Source organism: Leifsonia sp. NPDC058230, from assembly GCF_042882245.1.
Lineage (GTDB): Bacteria > Actinomycetota > Actinomycetes > Actinomycetales > Microbacteriaceae > Leifsonia.
Window position 1 is genome coordinate 234,382 of record NZ_JBHVWM010000002.1, and the last position, 24,723, is coordinate 259,104.

Genomic DNA, 24,723 nt, shown 5'->3' on the forward strand with positions numbered 1-24,723 from the left:
GCCGTGAGCCGAGTGTCGTAGTCTGAACTCACACCGCCGGTACAGAGTCGAAAGGCACCACACGTGGAGATCCGCATCGGAATCGTCAACGCTCCCCGCGAGCTCAGCTTCGAATCGACCCAGACGGTCGACGAGATCGCGGAGCAGGCGCAGGCCTCGCTCACCAGCGGCACCGGATTCCTCCGCCTGACCGACGACAAGGGCAAGGTCTACCTCGTTCCCGTCGCAGGTGTCGCCTACATCGAGATCGGCAGCGACGAGTCGCGTCGCATCGGCTTCGTCGGCTAGGGCTCCGTCGTGGAACTCCTCTTCGTCGCGCTCGGCGGCGCCATTCTCGGGCTCGGCGCACGCTACCTGCTGCCGGGGCGCCACACGCACGGCGCGGTTCTGGTCCCCGCCATCGGAGTCATCGTGGCGAGCGTCCTCTGGGTCGCCCTCACCTGGGCCGGCCTCGCCTGGAACGGCGGCTGGATCTGGTGGATCACGCTCGGCGGCACCGCCGTGGCGGTAGTCGTCATCGACCTGCTGATCGGCCGCGTCCGGAATCACAGCGACGAGCGTATGCTCGCCAACTTGACCAAAGGTGCGATCGCGCGCTGACCGGCGCTAGGCGGTGAGGCCCAGCGCGTCCATCCGGCGCGTGTGCGCAGCGATCAGCTCGGTGAAGATCGGCTCGATACGCTGATCATCGGTCGCGGCGTTGCCCGAGAGGTGCAGTGCCGAACGGGCCACGAGTAGAGTGTCGCCGACGAGGCGTCGCCCCCACAGCGCCAGCCGGGACGAGAGCTTCGGGTCGGCGCCGATGGCGTCGCGGAGGACGTCCATCAGGCCCTCCTGGCCGCCGTCCGACCCGAGCAGGTGCGCTATCCGCGGCCCGACATCGCCCGGCAGACCGGCGGCGAGACGGATGAAGAAGTCGTCGAGGAGCCCGCTCGTCACGAGGACGGCGAGCAGCGTCTCCTGCCAGTCGACTCCGGTCGTGAGCGCGGTGAACCCCTCGATCTCGTCGGCGAAGGCCTGCATGACGTCGGCGGGATCGTCACCGCGCCGGCGGATCTCCGCGACGATGCCCTGGTGCTTCGACAGCGAGGCGCCGGCGCTGGCCGACACCTTCTCCTTCGCGGCGAGGTCGTCGACCTCGCCGACCACGCGGGACAGGGTCTGGAACGCTTCGAGCTGAAGGTAGGCGGCCTGCCCCAGATACGGGAGCAGATCGGGCATCACCTCGGCCAAGTCGACCCTCGTCGCCGCCGTCGGGGTGTCCCGCGAAGTGAGACGCGGAAGCTCGACCGGAGGCCGGCGTCGGGATAACCAGGTTGCCACGTACAGCAGTGTAACGGGGAGCGTCCGGTAAGCTTGATATGCCGTCGGCGATGGAACGACGGCCCTACGCCTGAGAAGAGAACAGGGCGTAGACCCATCCGCTTCTCAATCGACAGGCATATCTTCGTGACTTTTTCCGAACTCAATATCGATCAGGACATGGTCGACGCCCTCGCCAACAAGGGCATCATCGAACCGTTCCCCATTCAGGCTCAGACCATTCCGCTCGCACTCGACGGGCAAGACATCATCGGCCAGGCCAAGACGGGAACCGGCAAGACCTTCGGCTTCGGCCTCCCGATCATCCAGCGTCTCGGCCTCCACCCGGAGCCCGGCGTGCAGGCGCTCGTCGTGGTCCCCACCCGCGAGCTGTGCGTGCAGGTCTTCGAAGACCTCTCGCAGGCGGCGGAGAACCGCAACACCAGTGTCGTGGCGATCTACGGCGGAAAGGCCTACGAAGGCCAGATCGCCCAGCTCAAGTCCGGCGCTCAGATCGTCGTCGGCACCCCCGGACGACTGCTCGACCTCGCAAGCCAGCGCCTGCTGAACCTCGGCAACGTTCGCGAGATGGTGCTCGACGAGGCCGACAAGATGCTCGACCTCGGCTTCCTCGCCGACATCGAGAAGCTGTTCGCGCAGACCCCGGCCACCCGCCACACGATGCTCTTCTCGGCGACCATGCCGGGGCCGATCGTCGCCCTGGCCCGCCGATTCATGACGCGACCGATCCACATCCGCGCCACCGACCCCGATGAGGGCCAGATCCAGGCGAACATCAAGCACCTCGTCTACCGGGCTCACTCGCTCGACAAAGACGAGGTCGTCGCGCGGATCCTGCAGGCCGAAGGGCGAGGCAAGACCGTCGTCTTCACCCGCACCAAGCGCGCCGCGGCCAAACTGGTCGAAGAGCTCAACGACCGCGGCTTCAACGCTGCTGCGGTGCACGGAGACCTCAACCAGGAGCAGCGCGAACGCGCCATGGCCGCCTTCAAGGCCGGCAAGAAGGACATCCTCATCGCGACGGATGTGGCGGCACGCGGTATCGACGTCGACGACGTCACCCACGTGATCAACCACACCATCCCCGACGACGAGAAGACCTACCTGCACCGCGCGGGCCGCACGGGCCGCGCCGGCAAGACCGGAATCGCCGTCACCTTCGTGGACTGGGAAGACCTCCACAAGTGGGCGCTCATCAACCGTGCCCTCGAGTTCGGTCAGCCCGAGCCGACCGAGACCTACTCCTCGTCACCGCACCTCTTCAGCGACCTCGACATCCCCACGGGCTCGAAGGGCCGCCTCAAGAGCACGCCCACCGTCAAGGCGCCCGCCGCAGACGGTGCGCCGCGTCGTCAGGGCGGCTCGGGAACGAACCCCGCCTCCGACTCCTCGCGGTCAGGCGGGAACGACAGCAGCGGTCAGCGCCGTCGCCGCACCCGCGGCGGCCGCCCGGCGGGAACCGCCGGCGGTGACACGGCGCCAGCGGGCGAGCCGACACAGGCTGCCGGAACCCATGACGGCGGCGGCTCCGAGCACCACGACGGCAACAGCGCGCCGCGCCGTCGTCGCCGCTCGCGCGGTGGCGCCCCGGCGGCACCCGCCAACTGAGCGCCCGACTCGCGCACGCGGTACCGCGCGAGGTCAGTACCAGTTGTGGCTGACCTCGTGCGCCCAGGCTCCGCACGGTGAACCGTAACGGCCTTCGATGTAGGTGAGTCCCCAGTTGATCTGGGTGTCGGCGTTCGTCAGCCAATCAGGGCCGGCCGACGACATCTTGCTCGGCGGCAGGGCCTGCGCGATGCCGTACGCGTCGCTCGACGGGTTGACCGCGTTCGCACGCCATCCCGATTCCTTGTTCCAGAGGCGCACGAGGCAGCTCATCTGGTCGGAACCCCAGCCGTAGGCGGGGAGCTGACTCGAGGCATACGCCTGTGCCGCCGCAGGATTGACGGTCATACCGGTGGGCGCCGACACCCAGCCGGCGCCCGCTCCCCCGCCCCCGTTGGACGCCTGCGCGTCGGCAGCCGCCTTGGCGACCCCCTGGGCGTACGCCTGCTCCACCGATGCCGCGGTGTTCTTCAGCGACGCGAGCTGCGCATACAGCGTCGTCGCGTGCTCCTGCTGGCTGGCCAGCTCCGCCTCGGCGGCGACCTCGGCGGCTTTCGCGCTGTCGAGGGCGGTCTTCGCCTTGGCGGCGAGCTGATCCCTGACCCTCTGCGCCGACGCCGCTTGAGCGCTCAACGAGTCGGCGAGGTTCTTCTGTTCGTCTGCGGCGGCGAACAGCTTGCTGGAGTCGGCGCCGAGCTTGGCGACCGCCCCCAGTTGGTAGAGCAGCGTGTCGGCGGACTGAGAATCGTCGCTGGTGAGCAGGAGCCTCAGCGAGTAGTCGGACCCGCCCGCACGACCCAGCTGCTCTGCCAGCCTGCCGCTCTGCGCACGCAACGTCGCTGCTTCGGCTTTCGCCGCATCCGCCCGGGTCCGCAGGTCGGCGGCCTTGGCCGTCGCCTTCTGCAGGCTGAGCTCGGCCAGCCCGTACTCGCCCGCGCGCTTGACCGCGAGGTCGGCTGCCGCATTGGAGGCGGCCTGGAGTCCGTCGAGGAGGCCATTGATCCGGTCGACTTGGGACTGCGTCGCGGCCGCGTTCGCTTTGGCCGCTTGCACGTCGCCCCACGACGGGTACGAGGTGGCCGCAGCGGCCGGTCCGGCGACGCCCGCCGTCACGAGTGCGGCAGCGAGCACCGTCACAACCGCGCCGACCCTCCAGGTCATCCGTCGCACGCACACCTCGCTCTATCGCCCCGATTCAGGCTAGCGAGGAATCTCACGAGGCGTAGAAGGGCGCCGCGCCTGTCGCTTCTTCGATGATGCGGTCGAGCACCTCAGGCCGGGTGGTGTTCTCTCCCAGACGGTTGGGCTTGCCCGAGCCGTGGTAGTCGCTGGAACCCGTGATCGCCAGGCCGAAACGGTCGGCGAGCTCGTGCAGCCGCACCTTGCCGTCCTCGGTGTTCTCGCGGTGATCGATCTCCAGTCCGAAGAGGCCGCCCTTCACGAGACGGGCCAGCCTGTCCTCCGGGATCACCCGGCCCCGGCCACCGGTCCCCGGATGCGCGAGCACCGGCACGCCGCCGGCACCGCGGATGAGCCGCACCCCGGTGAGTGGATCCGGTGCGTAGTGCGGGATGTAGTAGCCCGCCCGCCAGTGCAGGATACCCGCGAAGGCGGCGCTGCGGTCGGGGGCGAGCCCCCGGGCGACGAGGGCATCGGCGATGTGCGGACGGCCGACGGTCGCACCGTCCGTCGCCTGGGCCATCACGTCGTCCCAGGTGATGTCGTAGTCCTTGGAGATCGCGCGCACCATGTCCTCGGCGCGTTTCAGCCTGCCCGTGCGGATGCGCTCCGTCTCAGCCACGAGCGCCTCGTTCGCCGGGTCGAACAGGTAGCCGAGCATGTGCACGCTGGCGAATTCGATGCGGGTGCTCAGCTCCATGCCCGGGATGACGGTGACCCCGACCTCGACACTGGCCGCAGCCGCATCCAGCCACCCCGCCGTCGAGTCGTGGTCGGTGATAGCGACGGTTCCGAGCCCGGCCGCCGCCGCAGCGCGAACCAGTTCGCCGGGCGTCTCCGTGCCGTCGGAGACGCTCGAATGGGTGTGCAGATCGATGGGACCCCGGAAGCGTCGCGCATCAGCCATGCAGTCCATCCTAGGAGTGGAAGAATGGGAGCCATGTCTTCGCAGTCGACCAGCCAGCAGACCACGCCCACCGACGAGCCCCGGGCCACGAGCAATCGCTCGACCACCCCGCGCTCCGAAGGGTTCAAGGAGTACATCGCCAGCGGCTGGGCCGACCGGGCGGAACCCGTCCCCGTCGCTCGCGAGCAGGCTGCGTTCGCGGCCGCCCGCCGTGCGCGCATCTCCGAGCTCTACCAGGGCAAGCGGCTCGTCATCCCCGCGGGCTCGCTCGCGCAGCGCTCGAACGACACCGACTACCCGTTCCGCGCCCACTCCGCTTTCGCGCACCTCACCGGATGGGGTTCCGACTCCGAGCCCGGCTCCGTTCTCGTGCTCGAACCGACGCCGGCAGGCCACGATGCCACCCTCTACTTCCGCGAACGGGCCGGGCGCGACTCCGACGAGTTCTACGCGAATCCCGAGATCGGCGAGTTCTGGATCGGCCCGCGCCCCTCTCTCGCGCAGGTCGCGGGCGACCTCGCCCTCCCGACCCGCGGCATCGCCGAGCTGACCGGGGTCATCGACGCGTCCGACGCGAACACTGTGATCCTCCGTGAGGCGGATGCGGCGCTCACCGACCAGATCGACGCCCTCCGCCTCGTGGAGGCCGGCGACGACGCGAGCGCGGAGGACCACGACGACGACGACCGGCTCGCCCGCGACCTGTCCGAGCTGCGTCTCGTCAAGGACTCGTACGAGGTCGCGGAACTGCGGGCGGCCGTCGATGCGACCGCGCGCGGTTTCGACGACGTGATCGGCGATCTGGATCGCATCACGGCTCACCCGCGGGGCGAGCGTCTCGTCGAGGGCGTGTTCTACGGACGTGCGCGCGCCGACGGGAACGCGGTCGGCTACGACACGATCGCCGCGAGCGGGCCGCACGCGTGCATCCTGCACTGGACGCGCAACGACGGCCCCGTGGTTCCAGGCGACCTGATCCTCCTGGATGCGGGCGTCGAGGTCGACAGCTACTACACGGCCGACATCACCCGCACGTTCCCGGTCAACGGCACATTCAGCGAGACGCAGCGTCTGGTGTATGAGACGGTGCGCGAGGCTGCGGATGCGGCATTCGCGATCGTGCGCCCGGGCATCCGGTTCCGCGAGATCCACGCGACGGCGATGGAGGTCATCGCTCGCCGCACCGCGGAGTGGGGCCTGCTCCCGGTGACGGCCGAGGAGGCCCTCGAAGCGGACAACCAGCAGCACCGCCGCTACATGGTGCACGGCACGAGCCACCACCTCGGCCTCGACGTGCACGACTGCGCGCAGGCCCGCAAAGAGCTCTACATCGACGGCATCCTGCAGCCGGGGATGACGTTCACCATCGAGCCCGGTCTCTACTTCCAGCCCGACGACCTGACGGTTCCCGAGCGGTTCCGGGGCATCGGTGTTCGCATCGAGGACAACATCCTGGTCACGGAGGACGGCGCCGAGAACCTCTCGATCGCCATCCCGCGCACGGCCGATGACGTCGAGGCGTGGGTGCAGCGACTGAGCTGACCCGTCGGCCCGCTCGCCCGAACGAGGGGTCGCAACACGCCGTGCGGCGACCACCGCGCGCGGCGTGTTGCGACCCCTCGTTCGGGCGCGCGAGTCGGGCCGGAGAGCGCCCGCAGCCGAATCGGGCCCGGCCCGCGCCCGCGGGTCAGAAGATCCGCAGGCCGATCTCTGCCGGGGCGGCCAGCAGCTGCTCGATCTCGTCATCGAGACGCACCAGCGTCACGGATGCTCCGGCCATGTCGAGCGACGTGCAGTACTCCCCCACATAGCTACGCCCGACCGTGATGCCGCGAGCGGCCAGCTGCTTGTGGGCGTGGCGGTAGGCGATGTACAGCTCGCTGATCGGCGTGCCGCCCAGCCCGTTGACCATCAGCGCCACTCGGTCTCCGCTCACGTACGGCAGGTCGGCGATCACCGGCTCGAGAAGCTCGTCGACGAGAGCGTCAGCGGGTTCGATCTTCGCTCGGCGGCGTCCGGGCTCGCCGTGGATCCCGACGCCGATCTCGATCTCGTCCGGGCCGAGCTCGAACAGCGGAGAACCCTTGGCGGGCGGGGTGCACGCGGTCAGCGCGAGCCCCATCGTGCGCGTGACGGAGTTGACCTTCTCACCGATCCGCACGACCTCGTCGAGGTCTGCGCCGGCCTCGGAGGCCGCACCGACAGCTTTCATGACGAAGAAGTTGCCCGCCACTCCGCGCCGCCCGACCGTGTAGGTCGAGTCCTGAACGGAGACGTCGTCGTCGATGAACAGGGTCTTCACGGTCACGCCGTCGGCCTGAGACATCTCCGCGGCCATGTCGAACGCCATCCGGTCGCCGGTGTAGTTGTTGACGAGCAGCAGTACGCCCTTCGGCGTCGCCAGCAGCTTCGTCGTCTCGTACACGTAGTCCATCGGGGGCGCTGCGAAAACGTCGCCGGGGCACGCGCCGTCGAGCATCCCCTTGCCGACGGTCAGGACGTGCGCCGGTTCGTGGCCGGAGCCGGAGCCCTGGATGATCGACACCTTGTCGTCGCGGGGCGCATCCGACCTCATGATCAGGTTGTACTCGGGCACGTAACGCAGGGTGTCCGGGTTCGCCAGGGCGATGCCTTCCAGCATCTCGGGAACGTACTGCAGCGGGTCATTGACGAATTTCTTCATTTTCTTCTCCACGTCGGGTTCTATCGAGGACGGATGAGGGACTGCTTGTCGGGGATCGCTGGTCGAGGGGCGCTCATTCACGGCCGCCGGTTCACGGTTGCCGGGGCCGGCTCGCCCAATCTGCCGCGAGCCGTTCGAGGATGACCGCCACGGCCACCGCGCCGGGATCGGGCGAGCCGATACTGCGCTCACCCGTGTACGCCGCCCGACCGCGCCGGGCCTGCATGCCGACAGTGGCATCCGCCGCCGCGCGGGCCGTCGTCGCGGCGGCGGAGACCACCTCTTCGCTCGGCTGCCCCTCCCCGAGCTTCTCGTCGATCGTGTCCGTCATCGGCGCCAGCGCGTCGAGGAGGGTCTTGTCGCCGAGCTCTGCGTTGCCGCGCGCTTTGATGCCGTCCATCGCGGCATGGAGCATGGCGACCACATCCGGTCCCGCCAGCTCGTCGCGGCCCTTCGCCACCGTGGACGCCCGCAGGAACGCCGTGCCCCAGATCGGGCCGGAGGTCCCGCCGATGCGGCCGGTGATGACCATGGCGATCTTCTGCAGGAAGACCCCGATGTCGCTGCGGTCGTAGCTGTCCCAGTCGGTCAGCACGATCTCGAAACCGCGCGCGAGCGAGAATCCGAAGTCGCCGTCGCCGACGACCGAATCGAGATCCCCGAACGCCTTCTCATTGTCGACCGCCGTCTGCGCAATGGTGCGGACCACGAACTCGGTGTCGCTGAAACTCTGGGTCGTCATCGGTGCTCCTTCGGGCGGTTGCGGAATCGGGTTCGGTCGTTCAGGGTCTCGGCCGGGCAAGAACAGCGGTCAGATCGTCGATCGTCACGAGCGGTCCCGGATGCACACCGGCGGCCGCCGCGCGCTCCTCGGCTGGCTCGTCCGGGTCGCCGAGTGAACTCACGACGAGGGAGGCGCCGGTGAAATCCTCGTCGACGGTGTACGCGCTGACGGTGACCACCGTGCGCAGTCCGGCGTCGAGCGCTGCGCGCATCCCGTTGCTGCTGTCTTCGATCACGAGGGCGTCGTCGGCGCCGAGCCCGAGCCGGTCGAGCGCGAGGAGATAGATGTCTGGCGCCGGCTTCTTCCTCGGCACGATGTCCCCCGCGAAGACGGCGAAGCTCTTGGCCAGCTCGGGTCCGACAGCGTGTTCGAGCACTGCGCGCACAGAGGGCTCGGCCGAGGTCGAGGCGACGGCGAGACCCCAGCCGGCCGCATCCGCGGCTGCGGCCAGACGGGCGATCCCCGGGCGGGCGGGCATCGCTCCGGATGCGACCAGCTCGGTGTAGATCTCCGTCTTGCGCTTGTGCCATCTCGCGAGCAGCTCGCGCTGCCCCTCCTCGTCGGCGGGGAGTCCGTTCGCTGCCACGAATTCCGGCGTCAGGATGCTCGCCATCCGCTCCTTGCCGCCCCCGATGAGCACCTTCTCGCGATAGTCGTCATCGCTCCAGTGCACGGGAACGCCCTCCTCGGCGAACGTCTGATTGAAGGCGGGGAGATGGCCGTTCCGCTCCGTGTCCGCCAGAACGCCGTCGCAGTCGAAGATCAGCGTCGGCACGGCTCACCAGGCCTTTCCTGCGCTGCCGAAGGTCTCGGCAAGGCCCGTGGTGAGCGACACGATGTGCGACCGCACGTCGGCGAAGAGCGACGGCGGGTCCCACTTGTTCGCGGCCTCCGCCTTCTTCAGGAAGGCGAGGTTCGCGGTCATGTACTCGATCTTCAGGGCGGTGGAGATGTTGATCTTGGCGCAGCCGCGCGCGATCAGGTCGTGGAACTGCTCGTCGGTCATCCCGCTTCCGCCATGCAGCGCGATCGGCACGCCGGAGGCCTCGACGAGGTCGGTGACGCGCTGGAAGTCGAGCTCCGGCGTCGCCGAATAGACGCCGTGGGCGTTGCCGATCGACGGCGCGAAGACGTCGACCCCGGTCGTCCGGATGAACGTCAGCGCGGTCTCGAGACTCTGCCGAGCGGGCTCGGTCTCGCTGCCGATCCCGTCCTCCACCCCCTTGATCGCCTCGATCTCCCCCTCGACGTTGGCGCCGTAGCCGCGGGCCTCCGCAACCACCTCGACGGTCTGCCGCTGGTTCTCCTCCACGGTGAGAGTGGATGCGTCGAAGAGCACCGAGTTCCAGCCGCGCTCGAGGCACTCGGTGATCACCGACCGATCGGGGCAGTGGTCGAGGTGCAGGGTGACGGGAACCTCGATGTCCTTCGTCATGGCCGTCCACATGGCGAACAGAACGTCGGAGCCGATCGATTTGACCGTCTTGACCGAGGTCTGCACGATCACGGGCGACCGGGCTTCCACCGCACCCGCGAGCACGGCCTCGAGGGTGAGGTCGTTGACGATGTTGATCGCAGGAACGCCGTACCGTGCGGTGAACGCGCGGTCGACGATCTCCTTCAGAGGCACGACGGGCATGGGAACCTCCTTGCTCCTCCGCCAGAGTAGGCAGACCCGTCGCCGCGGCGACACGGGAGGTTCCCCCATCCCCGCGGTAGGGATTCCCCGCACGGCCCTGCCTGTGGGCGGTCAGCGGTGCAGCGAGGAGCGCCCGGCCAGCGCCGTTCGGTTGGCTGCCCCGGTCTTGCGCAACACCGACCCGACGTGCTTCTCGACGGTCTTCACCGAGATGCCCAGCTCGCTCGCGATCGATTTGTCGGGCATCCCGAGTTCGACCAGGGCGCGCACTTCGCGCTCCCGCGCCGTGAGCGTGTCCGCCGTGCTGCCGGTGAGCGCCACCGTGAAGCGGCTGAGGAAATCGGGACTGAGCAGGAGGTCGCCGCGAGCAGCCGCCACGACGCTGCGGGCGATCGACGCGGCATCCGAATCCTGCTCGATGAAGCCCGCAGCGCCCACTCCCGTCGCCCCGAGCAGGCGGTCGTCGGTCACCGACCCGATCAGCAGCACGATCCGCGCGTTCGGGTCGGCAGCGCGCAGGTGGGCCGTGAGCTGGACCCCGTCGACGTGGGGAAGGTCGAGGTCGGCGAGCACAACGTTCGGGCGCAGGAGGTCGTACGCCTCGACGGCGCTCTCCGCATCCGGCACCTCCCCGACCACCTGGATGTCGGGCTCGGCCTGCCCGAGCATCCGCACCAGCCCCGACCGGATGAGCGCGCTCGAGTGCACGACCAGAACGCGCCAGCGGGCGTGCGACGCTTCATCCCGTGCCGGCGGGTCGACGGGGAGCTCCGCCCGCACCCTGGTCCCCCACTCCGGCGTCGACTCGATGTGCACCGTACCCCCGAGATGCTGGGCGCGGGCGGCGAGGCCCTGCAGACCGAGCCCGCGCAGGGGTCGGCGCGGCGCCTGCGAGAGGCTGGCCACATCGAATCCGCGCCCGTCGTCGTCGACCAGAACCGTCACTTCGCCGTCGCCGTAGACGAGGCCGACCCGCACACTCGTCGCCGCGGCGTGCTCGACGACGTTCGTCAGCGACTCCTGCACGATGCGGAACAGCTGGCGCACGGTCTCCGCCGCGAGAGCGCCGGGCTCGCCGACCACGACCAGACGGGTCTGCAGACCCGCGGCGGACTCCGCCCAGGCCAGCTCCAGGGCGATCGCCTCACTGAGCGAGTGGCTGTCGAGCGGTTCCGGCCCGAGCCCGAGCACCGTGCGCTGTGTCTCGCTGAGCGCGGAGCGGGCCGCGGTTCTGGCCTGGGCGAGTGCCGATCGAGGATCGCGTCCTGTCGCCACTCTGCGGTCGGCCTCGTCGACGTTCAGCAGGATGTCGGCGAGTCCGCGCCCGACGGTGTCGTGCACATCCCGGACCACCCGCTCGCGTTCAGCGGCCACGGCGGCCTCCCGTGCGCGATCCTCGGCGACCGCGTGCAACCGCGCGTTCGTGATGGCGATCGCCGCGTGCGCAGCGAAGCGTTCGAGGAGCACCGCATCCGCCGGCGTGAAGCGGCGCTCCGGATCCCGGCTGAAGAGCACGCAGGCTCCGATGATCGAGCCGCTCCACCGGATGGGCACCCCGATCGTCGCGTGCAGGAGCGCGCGCTCCGGTCCGTCGATGTGACCGCCTCGCACCTGCACGTACTCGGCGAAGATCACGGATCCGCGCGCCCGCACCACCTCGCCGGTCACCCCCTCGTCGAGAGGGAAGACCTGCCCCGACTGGCACCCGACGCCGAGGTCGACCTCTTTGCGATAGCTCCCCGCCGCCTCATCGACCGTGCAGATCGAGCCCTGGTCGCAGCCGAGCAGCTCCAGTGTGTGGCGCAGGATGCGTTCGAGCAACGGCTCGAGCGCGAAATGGCCCGCGAGGTCTCCGGCCATGGCTGCCAGCGTGTCGAATTGCGCGCGGACGCTCTCCGCGCTGGAGTGCTCGATCGGGTTCTCGGCCTTCATGACGGTCCTCGGTGACGTCTGCGGGTAGTCGTGCCGCCTTCATCATGCGCCTAGACGGCACCGTCGGACAATGCCGGGACGGTTACGGGCGGTTCTGGCCGTCCGACGGCTCGGCGCCGGGAGGAGCCTGCGGCGGCTCCGGCTGACCGAACGGCGGCTGTGGCGCGGGCTCACCGTACGGCGGCTGCGGGGCGGCGGCGGGCGGGGCCGGCGGGGCCGGCGGCGGGTCGGACGGGTGCGGCGCGACCGGAACATCCGAGGGATGCGTGTACGCCGAATCCTGCGCACCTCCGCCCTGCGCCAGGTTGCGTGCGCGGTTCGCCAGGTCGGGATCCACGACCACCGAGTAGCTGGACGCGATGACCTGCATCACCGAGGTGTAGTCGCGACGACGACGGTTGATGGCGTAGGAGACGATGCCGAACAGCATCCCGAAGCCGGCACCGATGAGCACGGCGGCGATCACGAACGCGTAGCTGACCGCCGGCGAGAAGATCACCAGCAGCAGGCCGAAGAAGATTCCGAGCCAGGCGCCGGATGCGGCTCCCGCCACCGCCACCCGCCCCCACGTGAGCTTGCCCGTGACGCGCTCGACGCTCTTCAGGTCACTGCCGACGATGGACACCTTGTCGACCGGGAAGTCCGCACGGGCGAGCAGGTCGACGGCCTGCTGCGCCTCGGGATACGTCTCGTACTTCGCGACGACCTCGCCCCTGGGCAGGGTGGGGAAGAGTCCGCGGGTTCGTCCGTTCATCGGACTCGGTGTGGTCATCGCCCCATTCTGGCACCCGAGCCCGTCGGGGCGCCCGGGAGGGCTTAAGTTATTACCTGTGAGTGCAACCCGAGTTTTCGTCGCCCGTCTCGCCGGGAGCACCGTTTTCGACCCCACCGGAGACCGGGTCGGCAAGGTGCGCGACGTCCTCGTGGTCTACCGCAAGAGCGATCCGCCGAGCGTCGTCGGACTCATCGTCGAGATTCCCGGCAAACGCCGCGTGTTCGTCTCGATCGGCCGGGTCACCAGCATCGGAAGCGGACAGATCATCACGACGGGGTTGATCAACGTGCGCCGCTTCGAACAGCGTGGCGGAGAGGTGCGCGTCATCGCCGAGCTCCTCGGCCGACGTGTCGTCCTCACCGACGGCAGCGGCGAGGCGACCATCGAGGATGTCGCGATCGAAGAGTCCCCGACCGGCGAGTGGGCGATCGGCCAGCTCTTCGTTCGCCGTCCGAAGACGGGCTCATCGCCATTCGGCAAGGGTCCGACGACCTTCGTCACGTGGCAGGAAGTGCGCGAGAAGCAGGCGGGAGGCGAAGCCCAGTCCGCCGAGCAGCTGATCGCGACGTACTCGGAGCTCAAGCCCGCCGACCTGGCCAACACGCTGCTCGACCTGCCCCAGCAGCGCATGCTCGAGGTCGCCGGGGAGCTTCCCGACGACCGGCTGGCCGATGTGCTGGAGGAGATGCCGGAGAGCGAGCAGGTGCAGATCCTCGCCGGGCTCGACGACGACCGGGCCGCCGACGTGCTCGACCAGATGCAGCCCGACGACGCCGCCGATCTCATCGCCCAGCTGTCCGACGAGCGGGGCGAGCACCTGCTCGAACTCATGCAGCCCGAGGAGGCCGAAGACGTCAGGATGCTCCTGACCTACGCCCCCGACACCGCAGGCGGCTTGATGACGACCGAGCCGATCATCGTGTCGGCCGACGCCACCGTCGCCGAGGGGCTGGCGCTCATCCGGCGCCACGAGCTCGCCCCCGCCCTCGGAGCCGCCATCTGCGTCACCCTGCCGCCCTACGAAGCACCGACTGGCCGGTTCCTCGGCGTCGTGCACTTCCAGCGGATGCTGCGCTACCCGCCGCACGTGCGCCTCGGCACGCTGCTCGACCCCAGCCTCGAGCCGGTCAAGGCGGACACCAGCGCCGCGGAGGTGTCCCGCATCCTCGCGAGCTACAACCTCGTCTCGCTGCCCGTTGTCGACGACAACCACCGCCTGGTCGGGGTGGTGACCATTGACGACATCCTCGACTACCTGCTGCCAGACGACTGGCGAAGTCGCGACGACGAAGACGACCGCCGCCTGCTGAAACGCCCGGCCGTGGGCGACGAGACCGGCAGCATCCCGATCGCGAACGGAAGGAGGAGCGGCAATGGCCCGAGGTAAGCAGGACACCAGACTCGACGCCCCCAAGGGCTTGCGCACCAGCGTCCTCCCCCGACGCGGCGGTGTGGAGCCGAGCGACCGGTTCGGCCGCTTCACCGAGTGGATCGCGCGCGCGATGGGCACGCCGTGGTTCATCCTCGGCCTGACGATCTTCGTGATCTTCTGGATGGCCTGGAACACGCTGGCTCCCGTGGCGTGGCGTTTCGACTCGATCGCCCTCGGTTTCATCGCATTGACGCTCGTGCTGTCGTTGCAGGCGTCGTATGCCGCTCCGCTCATCCTTCTCGCCCAGAACCGGCAGGACGACCGCGACCGCGTGCAGATCGAGCAGGACAGGCAGCGCGCGGAGCGCAACCTCGCCGACACCGAGTACCTCGCCCGTGAGGTCGTCGCGCTGCGGCTGGCCGTCAAAGACATGGCCACCAAGGACTTCATCCGCGCGGAGTTGCGGGCCCTGCTCGAAGACCTCGACAAGCGCGACGACGAGGAGGGCGAGCACGCCCGTGCCTGACCTCGCAGCCGGCGACCTCGCAGCCGGGGTCGAGCGTGCGCTCGGCGGCGTGCTCGATCCGGAGATCCGCAAGCCCATCACCGATCTCGACATGGTGGGGAGCGTGACCGTCGACCCTGCCGGTCACGCCACGGTGGCGGTCAAGCTCACGATCGTGGGGTGCCCCGCAGCCGACACCATCGAACGGGATGTGCGCACCGCCACCGCGAGTGTCCCCGGCGTCTCCGGGGTCACCGTCGACGTGTCGGTGATGACGCGCGAGGAGCGGGCCGCTCTCACCGAGAAGCTGCGAGGCGGACGCGCGGCCAGAGCCCAGCAGTTCGGGCCGGACTCGTTGACGACCGTGTACGCGGTCACAAGCGGCAAAGGCGGCGTCGGCAAGTCAACGCTCACGGCGAACCTCGCGGTCGCACTCGCGGAGCGCGGCCTGCGCGTGGGGATCGTGGACGCCGACGTGCACGGGTTCTCCATCCCCGGCATCCTCGGACTCGTCGACGCCTCGGGCGCCGCGCCTCGCCCGACACGGGTGGACGACATGATCCTGCCCCCGATCGCCTACGGCGTGAAAGTCGTGTCGATCGGGATGTTCGTCGACTCCTCCTCGGCTGCTGTCGCCTGGCGCGGGCCGATGCTGCACCGCACGATCCAGCAGTTCCTCGGCGACGTCTACTTCGGTGACCTGGATGTCCTCCTCCTCGATCTTCCGCCCGGCACCGGCGACGTCGCGATCTCGGTCGGGCAGCTGCTGCCGAACGCGGAGGTCCTCGTCGTGACCACACCGCAGCCCGCGGCTGCCGACGTCGCCGAGCGCAGCGGCGTCGTCGCGCGGCAGACCGGTCAGCGCGTGGTGGGGGTCATCGAGAACATGTCCGGGCTCCCCCAGCCCGATGGGACCGTGCTGGAGCTCTTCGGCTCCGGAGGCGGGGCCGAGGTCGCCCGCCGCCTCTCGGTCGGCCAGGACTCGCCCGTGCCGCTCCTCGCATCCGTGCCCCTCAGCATCCCGCTCCGCGCCGGTGGCGACCAGGGCGCCCCGATCGTCGTGACCGACCCGGCGGATCCGGCGGCCGCCGCCATCCGGGCGGTCGCCGACCAGCTCGCCACCCGCGGTCGCGGCCTCGCCGGCCGCAAACTCGGCCTCACCGTCACCTGACGTCCCCACCCAGGCGCCGAGATGCCACTTTCTACCGTTTGAACCGTTCCAAAACGGTAGAAACCGGCATCTCGCCGCGGCGGATGGGCGGGCGGCTCGGGCTCGGGCCGCGGGTCAGTCGGTGGGGGGCTCGACGATGCGGGCGAGGAGTTCGATGAGCAGGCGCTCGGTGAGCGGATGCGGGAGGGCCTCGACGAGCGCGAGGAACGGTGCGAGCTCGTCCGGCAGGGAGGCGCCCGACGTGTCCCCGGAGCCTGCGAGACCAATGCCCTCGAGGATGCTCGCGGCCGTGGCCGAGTCGAGCGGCGCATCCGTCAGCCCGGCGGGTACTGCGGCGAGAACGCCCGAAGCGTCGGCGCGCGGCAGGCCGCGCACCTCGTCGGCCGAGGCCCGGAGCGCAGCCTCGAGCTCGTCGACGCGCTGCTCTGTGACCGGGGTGATGGTGAGGTGGGTGGTGTGCGGCAGGCGCGTCCCGTCCGACTGCACGAGGCCGGGCTGCAGCTGCAGCTGCCAGCCACGACGGTGGGCGCGATCGGCCCAATGGTGCGGGTCGACGCGGCGATCCTCCGGCACAGACTCGTCGGTCGCCACGGCGAGCAGTGGCCCGGCGGGGTCGCCCACGATACGCAAGCCATCGATGTCGGCCACGATGTCGGCCAGTGCCACAGTCGCCCGACGGCAAGACTCCGCGAGCTCGGCGAACCCTCTCGCACCGAGCGCTTGCACGATGGCCCAGGATGCGGCGAGCGCGCCGGCCGACTTCGACCCCAGCATCGTGGGGTTGACGACCGGATAGCCCGGCCAGCCGGTCGTCGCGAAGTACTGCGTGCGCTGACGGTCGCGGCCGCGCTGCAGGAGCACACTGGCCCCCTTGGGCGCATACCCGAACTTGTGGAGGTCGGCGGAGACACTCGTCACACCGCCGACCCGGAAGTCCCAGAGCGGCACCGGCAGCCCGTCGGCGGTACGCCAGAACGGAAGGATCCAGCCGCCGATGCAGGCGTCGACGTGGCAGGCGATCCCGGCCTCCTCGCACGCGGCGGCGACCACCTCCACCGGGTCGAGGGTTGCGAACGGGTACGAGGGCGCCGAGACCACCGCGAGCGCGACATCCGGGCCGAGGCGGTCGATCAAGGCGTCGGCATCGAGCGCGCCGGTCTCCGGATCCACGGGCACCAGGTCGAGTTCGAGGTCGAAGTAGTGGGCGGCCTTGTGGAACGCCGCGTGCGCCGTGACGGGCGCGACCAGCCGGGCGCGACCTGTCCCGCCCGCCGCCCGCCAGACGTCTCGGGCGGTCTTGACGGCGAGGAGGCAGGATTCGGTTCCGCCCGTGGTGACGGATCCCACGACATCGTCCGCCCCGTGGAGCAGCTCCCGCGCGAAGCCGATCACCTCGCGCTCCATGACGGCGACGGACGTGAACGTGGTCGGATCGAGGCCGTTGACGGGCTGCACCAGCCGCACCGCCTGGGCCGCGAGCTCGTCCACCTCGGCAACGCCCGAGTCGTAGACATAGCTGAGAACCCGTCCGCCGTGGGTCGGGGCGTCCCCGGCTCGAAGGGCGGCGAGCCGGGACAGGATCGCTGCAGAGTCAAAGGCGACCATCGATGTCCTCCTTGCGTAGACGGTACCGCGCGAGCGGGATGAGGCTCAGCGCCACGATCCCGGCCGGCACCAGACTGAAACTGAGCACGATGCCCGCGACGGCACTCGCCGGCTGCGTCTCCCCGGCCGCGACGACGGCCGGCGTGGCCGTGCGAGCGACGTAGCCGGTGACCGCGAGCACGATCGTGAGCACGGTCGCGCCGAGCGCCATCCCGGTCGTCTCCCCGGCGGTCCACATGCCGCCGAAGGTGCCCGCTCGGCCTTCCCCGTTGACGGATGCGTCGTGCGAGATCACATCGGGCAGCATCGCCATCGGCAGGGACTGCATACCGGCGTAACCGGCACCGACGAGCGCGACAGGGAGATACACCCACGGTCCCGGTGCCCACAGCAGCACGATCATCGAGAGCGCCGCGAGCCCGAACAGGATGCTCGCAAGAACGAATCCGCGCTCCTTGCCGATGCGCCGCGATACGACGCCCCAGAGCGGCGTGACGATCAGGGCGGGCCCGATCAGCGCCACGAAGAGGAAGGTGACCGCGTCCTCGGAGTGCAGCACCCAGGTGGCCACGTAGTTCGCGCCGGCGAGCATCGCGCCGGTCGCCAGGCCCTGCAACAGGAAGGTGAGAAGGAGGACCCGGAACGGCTGGCTGTCGCGGAGGACTCTGAGCCCCGCGGCGTAGTTCGAGCGGAGCGTCGTGAGGACGCTCTCCTTCGGCGGCAGCACCGCGGCGGGCAGCCCGCGGGGCGCGACGAAACTGGAGACGAGCATCCCCGCGCCGATGACGACTCCGGCGACGACTGCCATCAGCAGGTAACCCGCGAACTCGTTGTCACCTCCGAGCGATCGCAGCGCCGGTCCCCCGGCGCCGAAGAGCAGGATCGCGAAGGTCAGCACCACGACACGCCAGGTGAGCAGGCGCGTCCGCTGGTCGTATCCGGATGCGAGTTCGGCCGGCAGCGCGATGTACGGCACCTGGAACAGGCTGAACGCGGTGGCGGTGAGCACGAACGCCACGAGCACCCAGATCGCCGCCGGCGCGGCAGCCGTGCCGGGCGGGACGGCGAACGTGACGATGAAGAACACCGGAAGAGCGATCGCGCCGAGCATCATCATCGAGCGCCGGGTGCCACGGCTCGCGAGCATCCGGTCGGACCGGGCACCGATCACCGGGTCGATGATCACGTCCCAGATCTTGGCGACCGTGACGACGACGCCGGCGACCAGGGCGGCCACGCCGAGGGTGTCCGTGAGGTAGTAGACGAGCACGAGCCCGGGAAGGGTGGCGAAGCCTCCGGTGCCGAGGGAGCCTATCGCGTACTGCGCGATCGTTCGTCGGGTGAGCAACTGCTCCGTTGCGATCATTCCCGAATGCTATTGGATGCGGGGCTGCTCGTCGCGTTTGCGCGCGCTCAGGTCGCTTCCGTGTCGAACGGAGGGACAGCGCCCTCCTGCAGCTTGCGCTTGTGCTGCGCATACGCCGACTCCGTCACGGGCTTGATCGCCGTCGCGGCGGCGATGCCGGCGGCACCGGATGCGGGAGCGTCGTCGAGCAGCGCCTCGCGGATGATGCGGCGCGGGTCGTACTGACGGGGGTCGAGCTTCTTCCAGTCGACATCGTCGAATTCCGGACCCATCTCGTCGCGCATCCGGTCTTTCGCACCATCGGCGAAGTCGCGCATCGAACGCACGAACTGACGGAGCTTGCCCGCGTAGAGCGGAAGGCGTTCCGGGCCGATCAGAAAGGCAGCGATCACACCGATGATCAGCAGCTTCTCGAAGGTCAATCCGAACACGAGATAAGCGTAACTCGGATCGCCTGCGCGAAAGCCGCGAGGCTTCGCCGTATCCTGAGGCACGAGACAACCGGGAGCACTGTGTCAGACAAAGATTCGAACTGGAAATTCGCCGACGACGTGATCGTCGAGAGCGAGGTCATCGCCCGCGCGCGGCAGCAGTCGCTCGAGCTCGGGATCGAACCCATCGCGCCCAGCGTCGGCGCCCAGGCAGCGGTCGTGGTCGCCGCGACCGACGCCGAGAACATCGTGGAGATCGGCACCGGCGCCGGGGTCTCCGGGCTCTGGCTGCTCACCGGCGGAACGCGCGCCCAGCTCACCTCGATCGACTCGGAGCTCGAACACCAGCAGTACGCCCGGGGCCTCTTCACCGAGGCGGGCGTCTCGTCCAACCGGGTGCGACTGATCACCGGTCGCGCGCTCGATGTGCTCCCCCGAATGAACGAGAACTCCTACGACATCGTCTTCATCGACGCCGACCCCCAGTCGGTGATCGAATACGTGGAGCACGGACTGCGGCTGGCGCGGCCGGGCGGCACCGTGCTCGTCGCGCACGCGCTCTGGAAGGGCCGCGTCTCCGACCCCGCCCAGCGCGACGACGTCGCGACCGGGTTCCGCACGCTCATCACCGAGACCGCCGCATCCGGGGCCGTCGTCAGTGCGCTGTCGCTCGCGGGCGACGGCCTGCTGCAGATCACGAAGCTCGCGCCCTAGCGCCACTCGCAGTTCCGGAGAGTGCAGAACGGGCCCCCGTGGGGGCCCGTTCTTCGCGTTTCTTCTAGGAGGAGGCTACGACGCTGGCTAAGGCGTCGTGCAGCTCTTTCGCTTCCGCGTCGTTGACAGAGACGACGAGTCTTCCCCCACCTTCGAGCGGTACTCGCACGATGATGAGCCGACCCTCCTTCACAGCCTCCATTGGCCCGTCCCCGGTCCTCGGCTTCATGGCCGCCATGCAGCTCCCCTTTCGTGGATGTCCTCTTATTATCTGTCATCCGTGGCAGCGCGCGGAAATCCTGGGTCTACCCGCATCCGCGTGGCGAGCCGATCACGGGGGCGTCCAGTCGGCTCCGTCGACTCCCCAGGCGATCAGCAGCCAGCCGACCTGGAGTGCCAGGAACAGCTGGACCATTCCGATCCGGTACACCCGGCTCTTCGGCAGTGCGATCACAGCGAGCAGCGGGAAGAGCGGCATCAGCAGCCGGAACGTGCTCGATTGCGGGAAGAAGACGGCCAGCAAGTAGAGGGAATAGGCGATCAGCCAGAACCGCACGTCAACGCCCAGCCGTCGTACCGCCGGGGAGAACAGCACGACGGCGAACAGCGCGATGACGATGAGGACGGTCAGGATGCCGAGCCACGACGGCAAGCCGAGCACGTTCACGAACCACCAGTCGGCGCCCTGGAACCAGGGTGCGAACGGCACCAGGTGCATCCAGCCGATGTAGACGGACCGCCAGGCGAGCTCGGTGTCCGTGTACGCCATCAGGTTGCCCGTGACGAGTCCCGCTATGGCCGGCCACGCGAGGCCCGCGATGCCGCTGAACACGGCCAGCGACACGCTGAGCACACGCTCCCTGACGGGGAACGGCTGCGAGCGGCGCACGACGAAGCGGTAGATCACGTGCAGGCCGACCGCGAGAGCGAAGGCCAGGCCGCTCGGCCGCGTGAACGCCATGATCGCGACGACGGGGAACAGCATCCCGTATCGCCGTTCGACCAGGAGGAGGAGGGCCGCCGTCAGCAGGAAGATGTACAGCGACTCGGCGTACGCGAGCTGGAACAGCGGCGAGACCGGAGCCACGCAGAAGAGCACGACAGCGAAGAGGGTCGTCGAGGAGGAGAACCCGAGGCGGATCAGCAGGCGGTGGAACAGCAGTGCGGCCCCGGCTCCGAACGCCACCGAGACCAGCACCGCCGCCACCTGCCACGGCATCCGGGTCACGAACTGGACGGCGTTCACGAGGCCTGGATAGACCGGCAGGAAGGCCCAGGCGTTCTCGGTCACGTGGCCGTCGGCGACGGGGAGAGCGCTCGGATAGCCGGCGATCGAGACGATGTTGTACCAGCGGCCGTCCCAGATCGCCGCGAAGTCGAAGTACCCCGGGCGCGCAGCCGTCCACGGGTTGGCGCCCTGCACACTCGCCAGGATCAGGAGGATGGTGGTCGTGACGACGCGGCTGAGGCCGTAGACGATGAGCACGCGCACCCACCAAGGGGACCACCACGCGGCCCGCGTCCCGGATGCGCGGCGACTGTCGAGCGCCTCGCGCTCGGCCGCGACACCGGCGGGCGCCGCGGTCACGTCGCCGGTCGTCCCGCCGTCAGCTGCGCTCGACACCGGTCAGCCAGGCCCTCAGTCCGGCCTCGACGGCGGTGATCTGCTCGACCTCGACCCGCTCGTCGTCGGCGTGCGCCTTGAGCGGGTCGCCCGGGCCGTAGTTGACGGCGGGGATGCCGAGGGCCGAGAAGCGCGCGACATCCGTCCAGCCGTACTTGGGCTTCGCGACGCCGCCGACGGCAGCCAGGAACTCCTGGGCCAGCGGGGCGTCGAGCCCCGGACGAGCGCCGTCGGCACGGTCGACGACGGTGATGTCGTACTCGCCGAACAACTCGCGCATGTGCGCGATCGCCTCCTCCGAGCTGCGGCTCGGTGCGAAGCGGTAGTTGATGTGCACCATGCACTCGTCTGGGATGATGTTGCCGGCCACTCCCCCGGAGATCCCGACCGCGTTCAGCCCCTCGCGGTACACGAGCCCGTCGACCTCGACCTCGCGCGCCTTGTACGCGGCCAGCGTGTCGAGGATGGACGCCGCCTTGTGGATGGCGTTCTCGCCGACCCAGCCGCGCGCCGAGTGGGCGCGCAGGCCGTAGGTGCGCACCTCCACCCGGAGGTTGCCGTTGCAGCCGCCCTCGACGACGCCGTTGCTGGGCTCTCCGAGGATCGCGAAGTCGCCCGTGAACAGGTCGGGACGGTTGCGGGCGAGCCGGCCGAGGCCGTTGAGGTCGTTGGAGACCTCCTCGTGGTCGTACCACATCCAGGTCACGTCGATGGCGGGGTCGGTGAGCTCGGCGGCGAGCTTGAGCTGAACGGCCGTGCCCGACTTCATGTCGACCGTGCCGCGCCCCCAGAGGTACTCGATGCCGTTCTCGGTCTCGTACCGCGTCGGCAGGTTGTTGTTCACGGGAACCGTGTCGATGTGCCCGGCGATGACCGCTCGGCGCTCGCGCCCCAGGTTCGTGCGGGCGACCACGGTGTCCCCGTCGCGGATGATCTCGAGGTGATCCAGGCCGTCGAGCGCCGCAACGATCGCGTCGGCCAGCTCGCTCTCGTTGCCGGACACCGACTCGATGTCGCAGAGCTGGCGGGTGATGTCGATCGAGGAAGCGCTGAGGTCGAGAGGCACCCTACTAATCTAGAGGCATGCCCTCCGACGTTTCCTCCGAATCCGCCGCGCCCGCATCCGCCCCCCGCCAGGCCTGGGGCTACGGACTGGCAACGGTCGCCGGCGACGGCACCGTGCTCGACACCTGGTTTCCGGAACCGAAGCTCGGAAGTCTGCCGGCCGGTCGCGACCGCTGGATCGCTCCCGCCGAGCTCGAGGCCCTCGCGGGCGAGGACGCGCGCCGCAATGTGCGCGTCGACATCGTGACCGTCGACATCGACCTGGATGCGCCCCCCGCGTCCACACCCGACGCCTACCTGCGCCTGCACCTGCTCTCGCACCTGCTCGCGGCCCCGAACACCATCAATCTCGACGGCATCTTCGGCCACCTGCCGATCGTGACGTGGACGAACGCCGGGCCCGTGCATCCGGCCGACTTCGACCGTCTGCGGCCCCAGCTGCAGCGCGCGGGCATCCACGTGACCGGCATCGACAAATTCCCGCGCCTGCTCGACTACGTCACCCCCGAGCGCGTGCGGATCGCGGATGCGTCCCGCGTGCGCCTCGGGGCCCACCTCGCCCCCGGCACCACCGTGATGCACGAGGGCTTCGTGAACTTCAACGCCGGAACCCTCGGCAACTCCATGATCGAGGGCCGTGTCTCCCAGGGGGTCGTCGTCGGAGACGGCTCCGACATCGGCGGCGGCGCATCCATCATGGGCACCCTCTCGGGCGGCGGCACGCAGCGCGTCGCCATCGGCGAACGCGCCCTCCTCGGCGCCAACTCGGGCATCGGCATCTCCATCGGCGACGACACCGTCGTCGAGGCCGGCCTCTACGTGACCGCCGGGACCAAGGTCGTCGTGGTCGGCGGCGTTCCGACGGCGGACGGGCGCCCGCAGACGGTGAAGGCCGTGGAGCTGTCCGGTGTGGCGGGGCTGCTCTTCCGCCGCAATTCGGTGAGCGGCGCGGTCGAGGTGCTGCAGCGATCCGGCGGCGGCATCGAGCTGAACGCCGCGCTGCACGCCTGACGCTCGGCTCCGCGCTCAGCGGTGGAGAGCCGTCTCCTCCTCCATGCGTGACAGTTTCTCCGGGTTGCGCACCGCATACAGTCCGCTGATGCGTCCGTCGTCGATCCGCACCGCCATGACAGTGTCGATCCCGCCGTCGAGCCGGAAGACCAGGGCGGGATGTCCGTTGACCTGCGCCAGCTGTCCGGGGGCTCTGGTGGCGATCCTGCTCAGCACCGACATCACGTCGTCGACTCCGACGACCGGCGCAATGGCGGCCGGCGCGATCCCTCCCCCGTCGCCCAGCAGGACGACGTCCGGCGCGAGGATGTCGAGCAGGCCCTGCAGATCGCCGGTTCCGACCGCGCGCTGAAACGCCTCGAGCGCCTGACGGGTATCGGCGGCGGAGACGACCGTGCGGGGCCGTCGTGCGGCGACGTGCGCTTTGGCGCGGTGCGCGATCTGACGCACGGCGGGAGGCTTCTTGTCGACGGCATCGGCGATCTCGTCGTAGTCGAGGTCGAACACCTCACGCAGCACGAACACCGCCCGCTCGATCGGGGTGAGCGTCTCCATCACCAGCAGCATCGCAATCGAGACGCTGTCGGCCAACTCGACGTCCTCTGCCACGTCCGGCGTGGTGAGCAGGGGCTCGGGGAGCCAGGGACCGACGTAGGACTCCTTGCGCCGGCCCAGCGTCCGCAAACGGGTCAGTGCCAGGCGGGTCGTGATCCGCACCAGGTAGGCCCGCTGGTTCTCGACGGTCTCGATACCGACGCCCGACCACCGCAGCCAGGTCTCCTGGAGGACATCCTCCGCGTCGGCCGCCGAGCCGAGGATCTCGTAGGCGACGGTGAAGAGGAGGTTGCGGTGTGCGAGGAACGCCTCGGTGCCGGGATCCGGTCGGCCGCGGCGGCTCGTCCCCCGACCGGGGTCGTCCGGTGCGGTCTGCGATGTTCCGGTCATGCCCTGCTCCCCTCACTCGACTGCGTCGCTCATCAGACGCCGCACCCCGCTGTTCTGTGACACATCCGCCGATCACCGGACCGG

Annotated in this window: 25 protein-coding genes; 9 read left to right on the plus strand and 16 right to left on the minus strand. The window is 69.5% G+C overall.

From position 1 onward, the window contains the following. Positions 1-63: 63 nt before the first annotated feature. The gene (locus tag ACFVV0_RS06740) at positions 64-288 is read left to right on the plus strand and encodes a DUF3107 domain-containing protein (protein ID WP_387060113.1); all 225 of its coding nucleotides are present in this window, start codon (positions 64-66) and stop codon (positions 286-288) included. Positions 289-297: 9 nt separating this feature from the next. Beyond that, positions 298-600: a hypothetical protein gene (locus tag ACFVV0_RS06745; RefSeq protein WP_387060116.1), complete on the plus strand. Its 303-nt coding sequence runs from the start codon at positions 298-300 to the stop codon at positions 598-600. Positions 601-606: 6 nt separating this feature from the next. Here the strand turns inward: ACFVV0_RS06745 and ACFVV0_RS06750 are convergent, their stop codons facing one another. Further along, positions 607-1,323 carry a ferritin-like fold-containing protein gene (locus tag ACFVV0_RS06750; protein WP_387060118.1) on the minus strand — a complete coding sequence of 239 codons (717 nt, stop codon included), beginning with the start codon at positions 1,321-1,323 and terminating at the stop codon, positions 607-609. A gap of 126 nt (positions 1,324-1,449) precedes the next feature. On the opposite strand from ACFVV0_RS06750, the gene ACFVV0_RS06755 reads away from it, so the two are divergent. Next, entirely contained in the window at positions 1,450-2,931 is a 1,482-nt protein-coding gene (locus tag ACFVV0_RS06755; RefSeq protein ID WP_387060121.1) for a DEAD/DEAH box helicase, read from the plus strand. Between the two features lie 33 nt (positions 2,932-2,964). Here the strand turns inward: ACFVV0_RS06755 and ACFVV0_RS06760 are convergent, their stop codons facing one another. Then, the gene (locus tag ACFVV0_RS06760; protein ID WP_387060124.1) at positions 2,965-4,092 is read right to left on the minus strand and encodes a hypothetical protein; all 1,128 of its coding nucleotides are present in this window, start codon (positions 4,090-4,092) and stop codon (positions 2,965-2,967) included. A gap of 52 nt (positions 4,093-4,144) precedes the next feature. After that, entirely contained in the window at positions 4,145-5,017 is an 873-nt protein-coding gene (locus ACFVV0_RS06765; RefSeq protein WP_387060126.1) for a PHP domain-containing protein, read from the minus strand. Positions 5,018-5,050: 33 nt separating this feature from the next. On the opposite strand from ACFVV0_RS06765, the gene ACFVV0_RS06770 reads away from it, so the two are divergent. Further along, a complete protein-coding gene (locus tag ACFVV0_RS06770; protein ID WP_387060128.1) occupies positions 5,051-6,559 on the plus strand; it encodes an aminopeptidase P family protein in 1,509 nt (502 codons plus the stop codon). A gap of 145 nt (positions 6,560-6,704) precedes the next feature. Here ACFVV0_RS06770 and dhaK read toward each other — a convergent pair whose 3' ends face one another. The 6 genes from dhaK to ACFVV0_RS06800 form a co-directional block, all read right to left on the minus strand. Further along, on the minus strand, positions 6,705-7,700 hold the full coding sequence (gene dhaK, locus ACFVV0_RS06775; RefSeq protein ID WP_387060131.1) for a dihydroxyacetone kinase subunit DhaK: 996 nt from the start codon (positions 7,698-7,700) through the stop codon (positions 6,705-6,707). A 91-nt stretch (positions 7,701-7,791) separates the two neighbouring features. Then, positions 7,792-8,442: a dihydroxyacetone kinase subunit DhaL gene (gene dhaL / locus ACFVV0_RS06780; protein WP_387060134.1), complete on the minus strand. Its 651-nt coding sequence runs from the start codon at positions 8,440-8,442 to the stop codon at positions 7,792-7,794. Between the two features lie 40 nt (positions 8,443-8,482). Continuing rightward, positions 8,483-9,259, minus strand: coding sequence for an HAD-IA family hydrolase (locus ACFVV0_RS06785; protein ID WP_387060137.1), 777 nt, complete (start codon positions 9,257-9,259; stop codon positions 8,483-8,485). Between the two features lie 3 nt (positions 9,260-9,262). Continuing rightward, the gene (locus ACFVV0_RS06790; protein WP_387060140.1) at positions 9,263-10,123 is read right to left on the minus strand and encodes a class II fructose-bisphosphate aldolase; all 861 of its coding nucleotides are present in this window, start codon (positions 10,121-10,123) and stop codon (positions 9,263-9,265) included. 111 nt (positions 10,124-10,234) lie between these two features. Further along, entirely contained in the window at positions 10,235-12,055 is a 1,821-nt protein-coding gene (locus ACFVV0_RS06795; protein ID WP_387060143.1) for an ATP-binding protein, read from the minus strand. Between the two features lie 82 nt (positions 12,056-12,137). Continuing rightward, positions 12,138-12,827 (minus strand): general stress protein, encoded by a 690-nt coding sequence (locus ACFVV0_RS06800; protein ID WP_387060146.1) that lies wholly within the window; start codon positions 12,825-12,827, stop codon positions 12,138-12,140. A 58-nt stretch (positions 12,828-12,885) separates the two neighbouring features. Between ACFVV0_RS06800 and ACFVV0_RS06805 the strand changes: the two genes are divergently transcribed. Genes ACFVV0_RS06805 through ACFVV0_RS06815 form a run of 3 tightly spaced genes read left to right on the plus strand, consistent with a single transcriptional unit; the run spans position 12,886 to position 15,878 of the window. Next, the gene (locus ACFVV0_RS06805; protein ID WP_387060148.1) at positions 12,886-14,217 is read left to right on the plus strand and encodes a magnesium transporter MgtE N-terminal domain-containing protein; all 1,332 of its coding nucleotides are present in this window, start codon (positions 12,886-12,888) and stop codon (positions 14,215-14,217) included. After that, the gene (locus tag ACFVV0_RS06810) at positions 14,204-14,728 is read left to right on the plus strand and encodes a DUF1003 domain-containing protein (protein ID WP_387060150.1); all 525 of its coding nucleotides are present in this window, start codon (positions 14,204-14,206) and stop codon (positions 14,726-14,728) included. Before ACFVV0_RS06805 ends, ACFVV0_RS06810 begins: the two co-directional genes overlap by 14 nt. Continuing rightward, the gene (locus ACFVV0_RS06815) at positions 14,721-15,878 is read left to right on the plus strand and encodes a P-loop NTPase (RefSeq protein WP_387060153.1); all 1,158 of its coding nucleotides are present in this window, start codon (positions 14,721-14,723) and stop codon (positions 15,876-15,878) included. Before ACFVV0_RS06810 ends, ACFVV0_RS06815 begins: the two co-directional genes overlap by 8 nt. Positions 15,879-15,992: 114 nt before the next feature. On the opposite strand, the gene ACFVV0_RS06820 is transcribed toward ACFVV0_RS06815, so the two are convergent. The 3 genes from ACFVV0_RS06820 to ACFVV0_RS06830 are packed head-to-tail and all read right to left on the minus strand — an operon-like array spanning position 15,993 to position 19,280. Continuing rightward, positions 15,993-17,483, minus strand: a complete 1,491-nt coding sequence (locus tag ACFVV0_RS06820; protein WP_387060156.1) for a pyridoxal phosphate-dependent decarboxylase family protein — start codon at positions 17,481-17,483, stop codon at positions 15,993-15,995. Then, positions 17,470-18,849, minus strand: a complete 1,380-nt coding sequence (locus ACFVV0_RS06825; RefSeq protein ID WP_387060159.1) for an MFS transporter — start codon at positions 18,847-18,849, stop codon at positions 17,470-17,472. The genes ACFVV0_RS06820 and ACFVV0_RS06825 overlap by 14 nt, the downstream gene beginning before the upstream one ends. A gap of 47 nt (positions 18,850-18,896) precedes the next feature. Beyond that, entirely contained in the window at positions 18,897-19,280 is a 384-nt protein-coding gene (locus ACFVV0_RS06830; protein WP_387060161.1) for a Sec-independent protein translocase TatB, read from the minus strand. Positions 19,281-19,361: 81 nt separating this feature from the next. On the opposite strand from ACFVV0_RS06830, the gene ACFVV0_RS06835 reads away from it, so the two are divergent. Continuing rightward, on the plus strand, positions 19,362-19,994 hold the full coding sequence (locus ACFVV0_RS06835) for an O-methyltransferase (RefSeq protein WP_387060164.1): 633 nt from the start codon (positions 19,362-19,364) through the stop codon (positions 19,992-19,994). A 64-nt stretch (positions 19,995-20,058) separates the two neighbouring features. Here ACFVV0_RS06835 and ACFVV0_RS06840 read toward each other — a convergent pair whose 3' ends face one another. The 3 genes from ACFVV0_RS06840 to dapE form a co-directional block, all read right to left on the minus strand. After that, positions 20,059-20,232 carry a DUF3117 domain-containing protein gene (locus ACFVV0_RS06840; RefSeq protein ID WP_387060166.1) on the minus strand — a complete coding sequence of 58 codons (174 nt, stop codon included), beginning with the start codon at positions 20,230-20,232 and terminating at the stop codon, positions 20,059-20,061. A 93-nt stretch (positions 20,233-20,325) separates the two neighbouring features. Then, a complete protein-coding gene (locus ACFVV0_RS06845; protein ID WP_387060169.1) occupies positions 20,326-21,618 on the minus strand; it encodes a hypothetical protein in 1,293 nt (430 codons plus the stop codon). Further along, positions 21,602-22,684, minus strand: a complete 1,083-nt coding sequence (dapE, locus tag ACFVV0_RS06850; RefSeq protein WP_387060171.1) for a succinyl-diaminopimelate desuccinylase — start codon at positions 22,682-22,684, stop codon at positions 21,602-21,604. The genes ACFVV0_RS06845 and dapE overlap by 17 nt, the downstream gene beginning before the upstream one ends. A gap of 17 nt (positions 22,685-22,701) precedes the next feature. Between dapE and dapD the strand changes: the two genes are divergently transcribed. Further along, the gene (gene dapD, locus ACFVV0_RS06855) at positions 22,702-23,694 is read left to right on the plus strand and encodes a 2,3,4,5-tetrahydropyridine-2,6-dicarboxylate N-succinyltransferase (protein ID WP_387060174.1); all 993 of its coding nucleotides are present in this window, start codon (positions 22,702-22,704) and stop codon (positions 23,692-23,694) included. A gap of 15 nt (positions 23,695-23,709) precedes the next feature. On the opposite strand, the gene ACFVV0_RS06860 is transcribed toward dapD, so the two are convergent. After that, positions 23,710-24,639, minus strand: a complete 930-nt coding sequence (locus ACFVV0_RS06860) for an RNA polymerase sigma-70 factor (protein WP_387060177.1) — start codon at positions 24,637-24,639, stop codon at positions 23,710-23,712. Positions 24,640-24,723 lie beyond the last annotated feature (84 nt).

Bases quoted from the DNA above. Each gene is read 5' to 3' on its own strand.
- ACFVV0_RS06820 (WP_387060156.1), bottom strand. From the start codon at position 17,483: ATGGTCGCCTTTGACTCTGCAGCGATCCTGTCCCGGCTCGCCGCCCTT.
- dhaK (WP_387060131.1), bottom strand. From the start codon at position 7,700: ATGAAGAAATTCGTCAATGACCCGCTGCAGTACGTTCCCGAGATGCTG.
- ACFVV0_RS06770 (WP_387060128.1), top strand. From the start codon at position 5,051: ATGTCTTCGCAGTCGACCAGCCAGCAGACCACGCCCACCGACGAGCCC.
- ACFVV0_RS06860 (WP_387060177.1), bottom strand. From the start codon at position 24,639: ATGACCGGAACATCGCAGACCGCACCGGACGACCCCGGTCGGGGGACG.
- ACFVV0_RS06765 (WP_387060126.1), bottom strand. From the start codon at position 5,017: ATGGCTGATGCGCGACGCTTCCGGGGTCCCATCGATCTGCACACCCAT.
- ACFVV0_RS06810 (WP_387060150.1), top strand. From the start codon at position 14,204: ATGGCCCGAGGTAAGCAGGACACCAGACTCGACGCCCCCAAGGGCTTG.
- dapD (WP_387060174.1), top strand. From the start codon at position 22,702: ATGCCCTCCGACGTTTCCTCCGAATCCGCCGCGCCCGCATCCGCCCCC.
- ACFVV0_RS06760 (WP_387060124.1), bottom strand. From the start codon at position 4,092: ATGACCTGGAGGGTCGGCGCGGTTGTGACGGTGCTCGCTGCCGCACTC.
- ACFVV0_RS06795 (WP_387060143.1), bottom strand. From the start codon at position 12,055: ATGAAGGCCGAGAACCCGATCGAGCACTCCAGCGCGGAGAGCGTCCGC.
- ACFVV0_RS06825 (WP_387060159.1), bottom strand. From the start codon at position 18,849: ATGATCGCAACGGAGCAGTTGCTCACCCGACGAACGATCGCGCAGTAC.
- ACFVV0_RS06800 (WP_387060146.1), bottom strand. From the start codon at position 12,827: ATGACCACACCGAGTCCGATGAACGGACGAACCCGCGGACTCTTCCCC.
- ACFVV0_RS06790 (WP_387060140.1), bottom strand. From the start codon at position 10,123: ATGCCCGTCGTGCCTCTGAAGGAGATCGTCGACCGCGCGTTCACCGCA.
- ACFVV0_RS06840 (WP_387060166.1), bottom strand. From the start codon at position 20,232: ATGGCGGCCATGAAGCCGAGGACCGGGGACGGGCCAATGGAGGCTGTG.
- dhaL (WP_387060134.1), bottom strand. From the start codon at position 8,442: ATGACGACCCAGAGTTTCAGCGACACCGAGTTCGTGGTCCGCACCATT.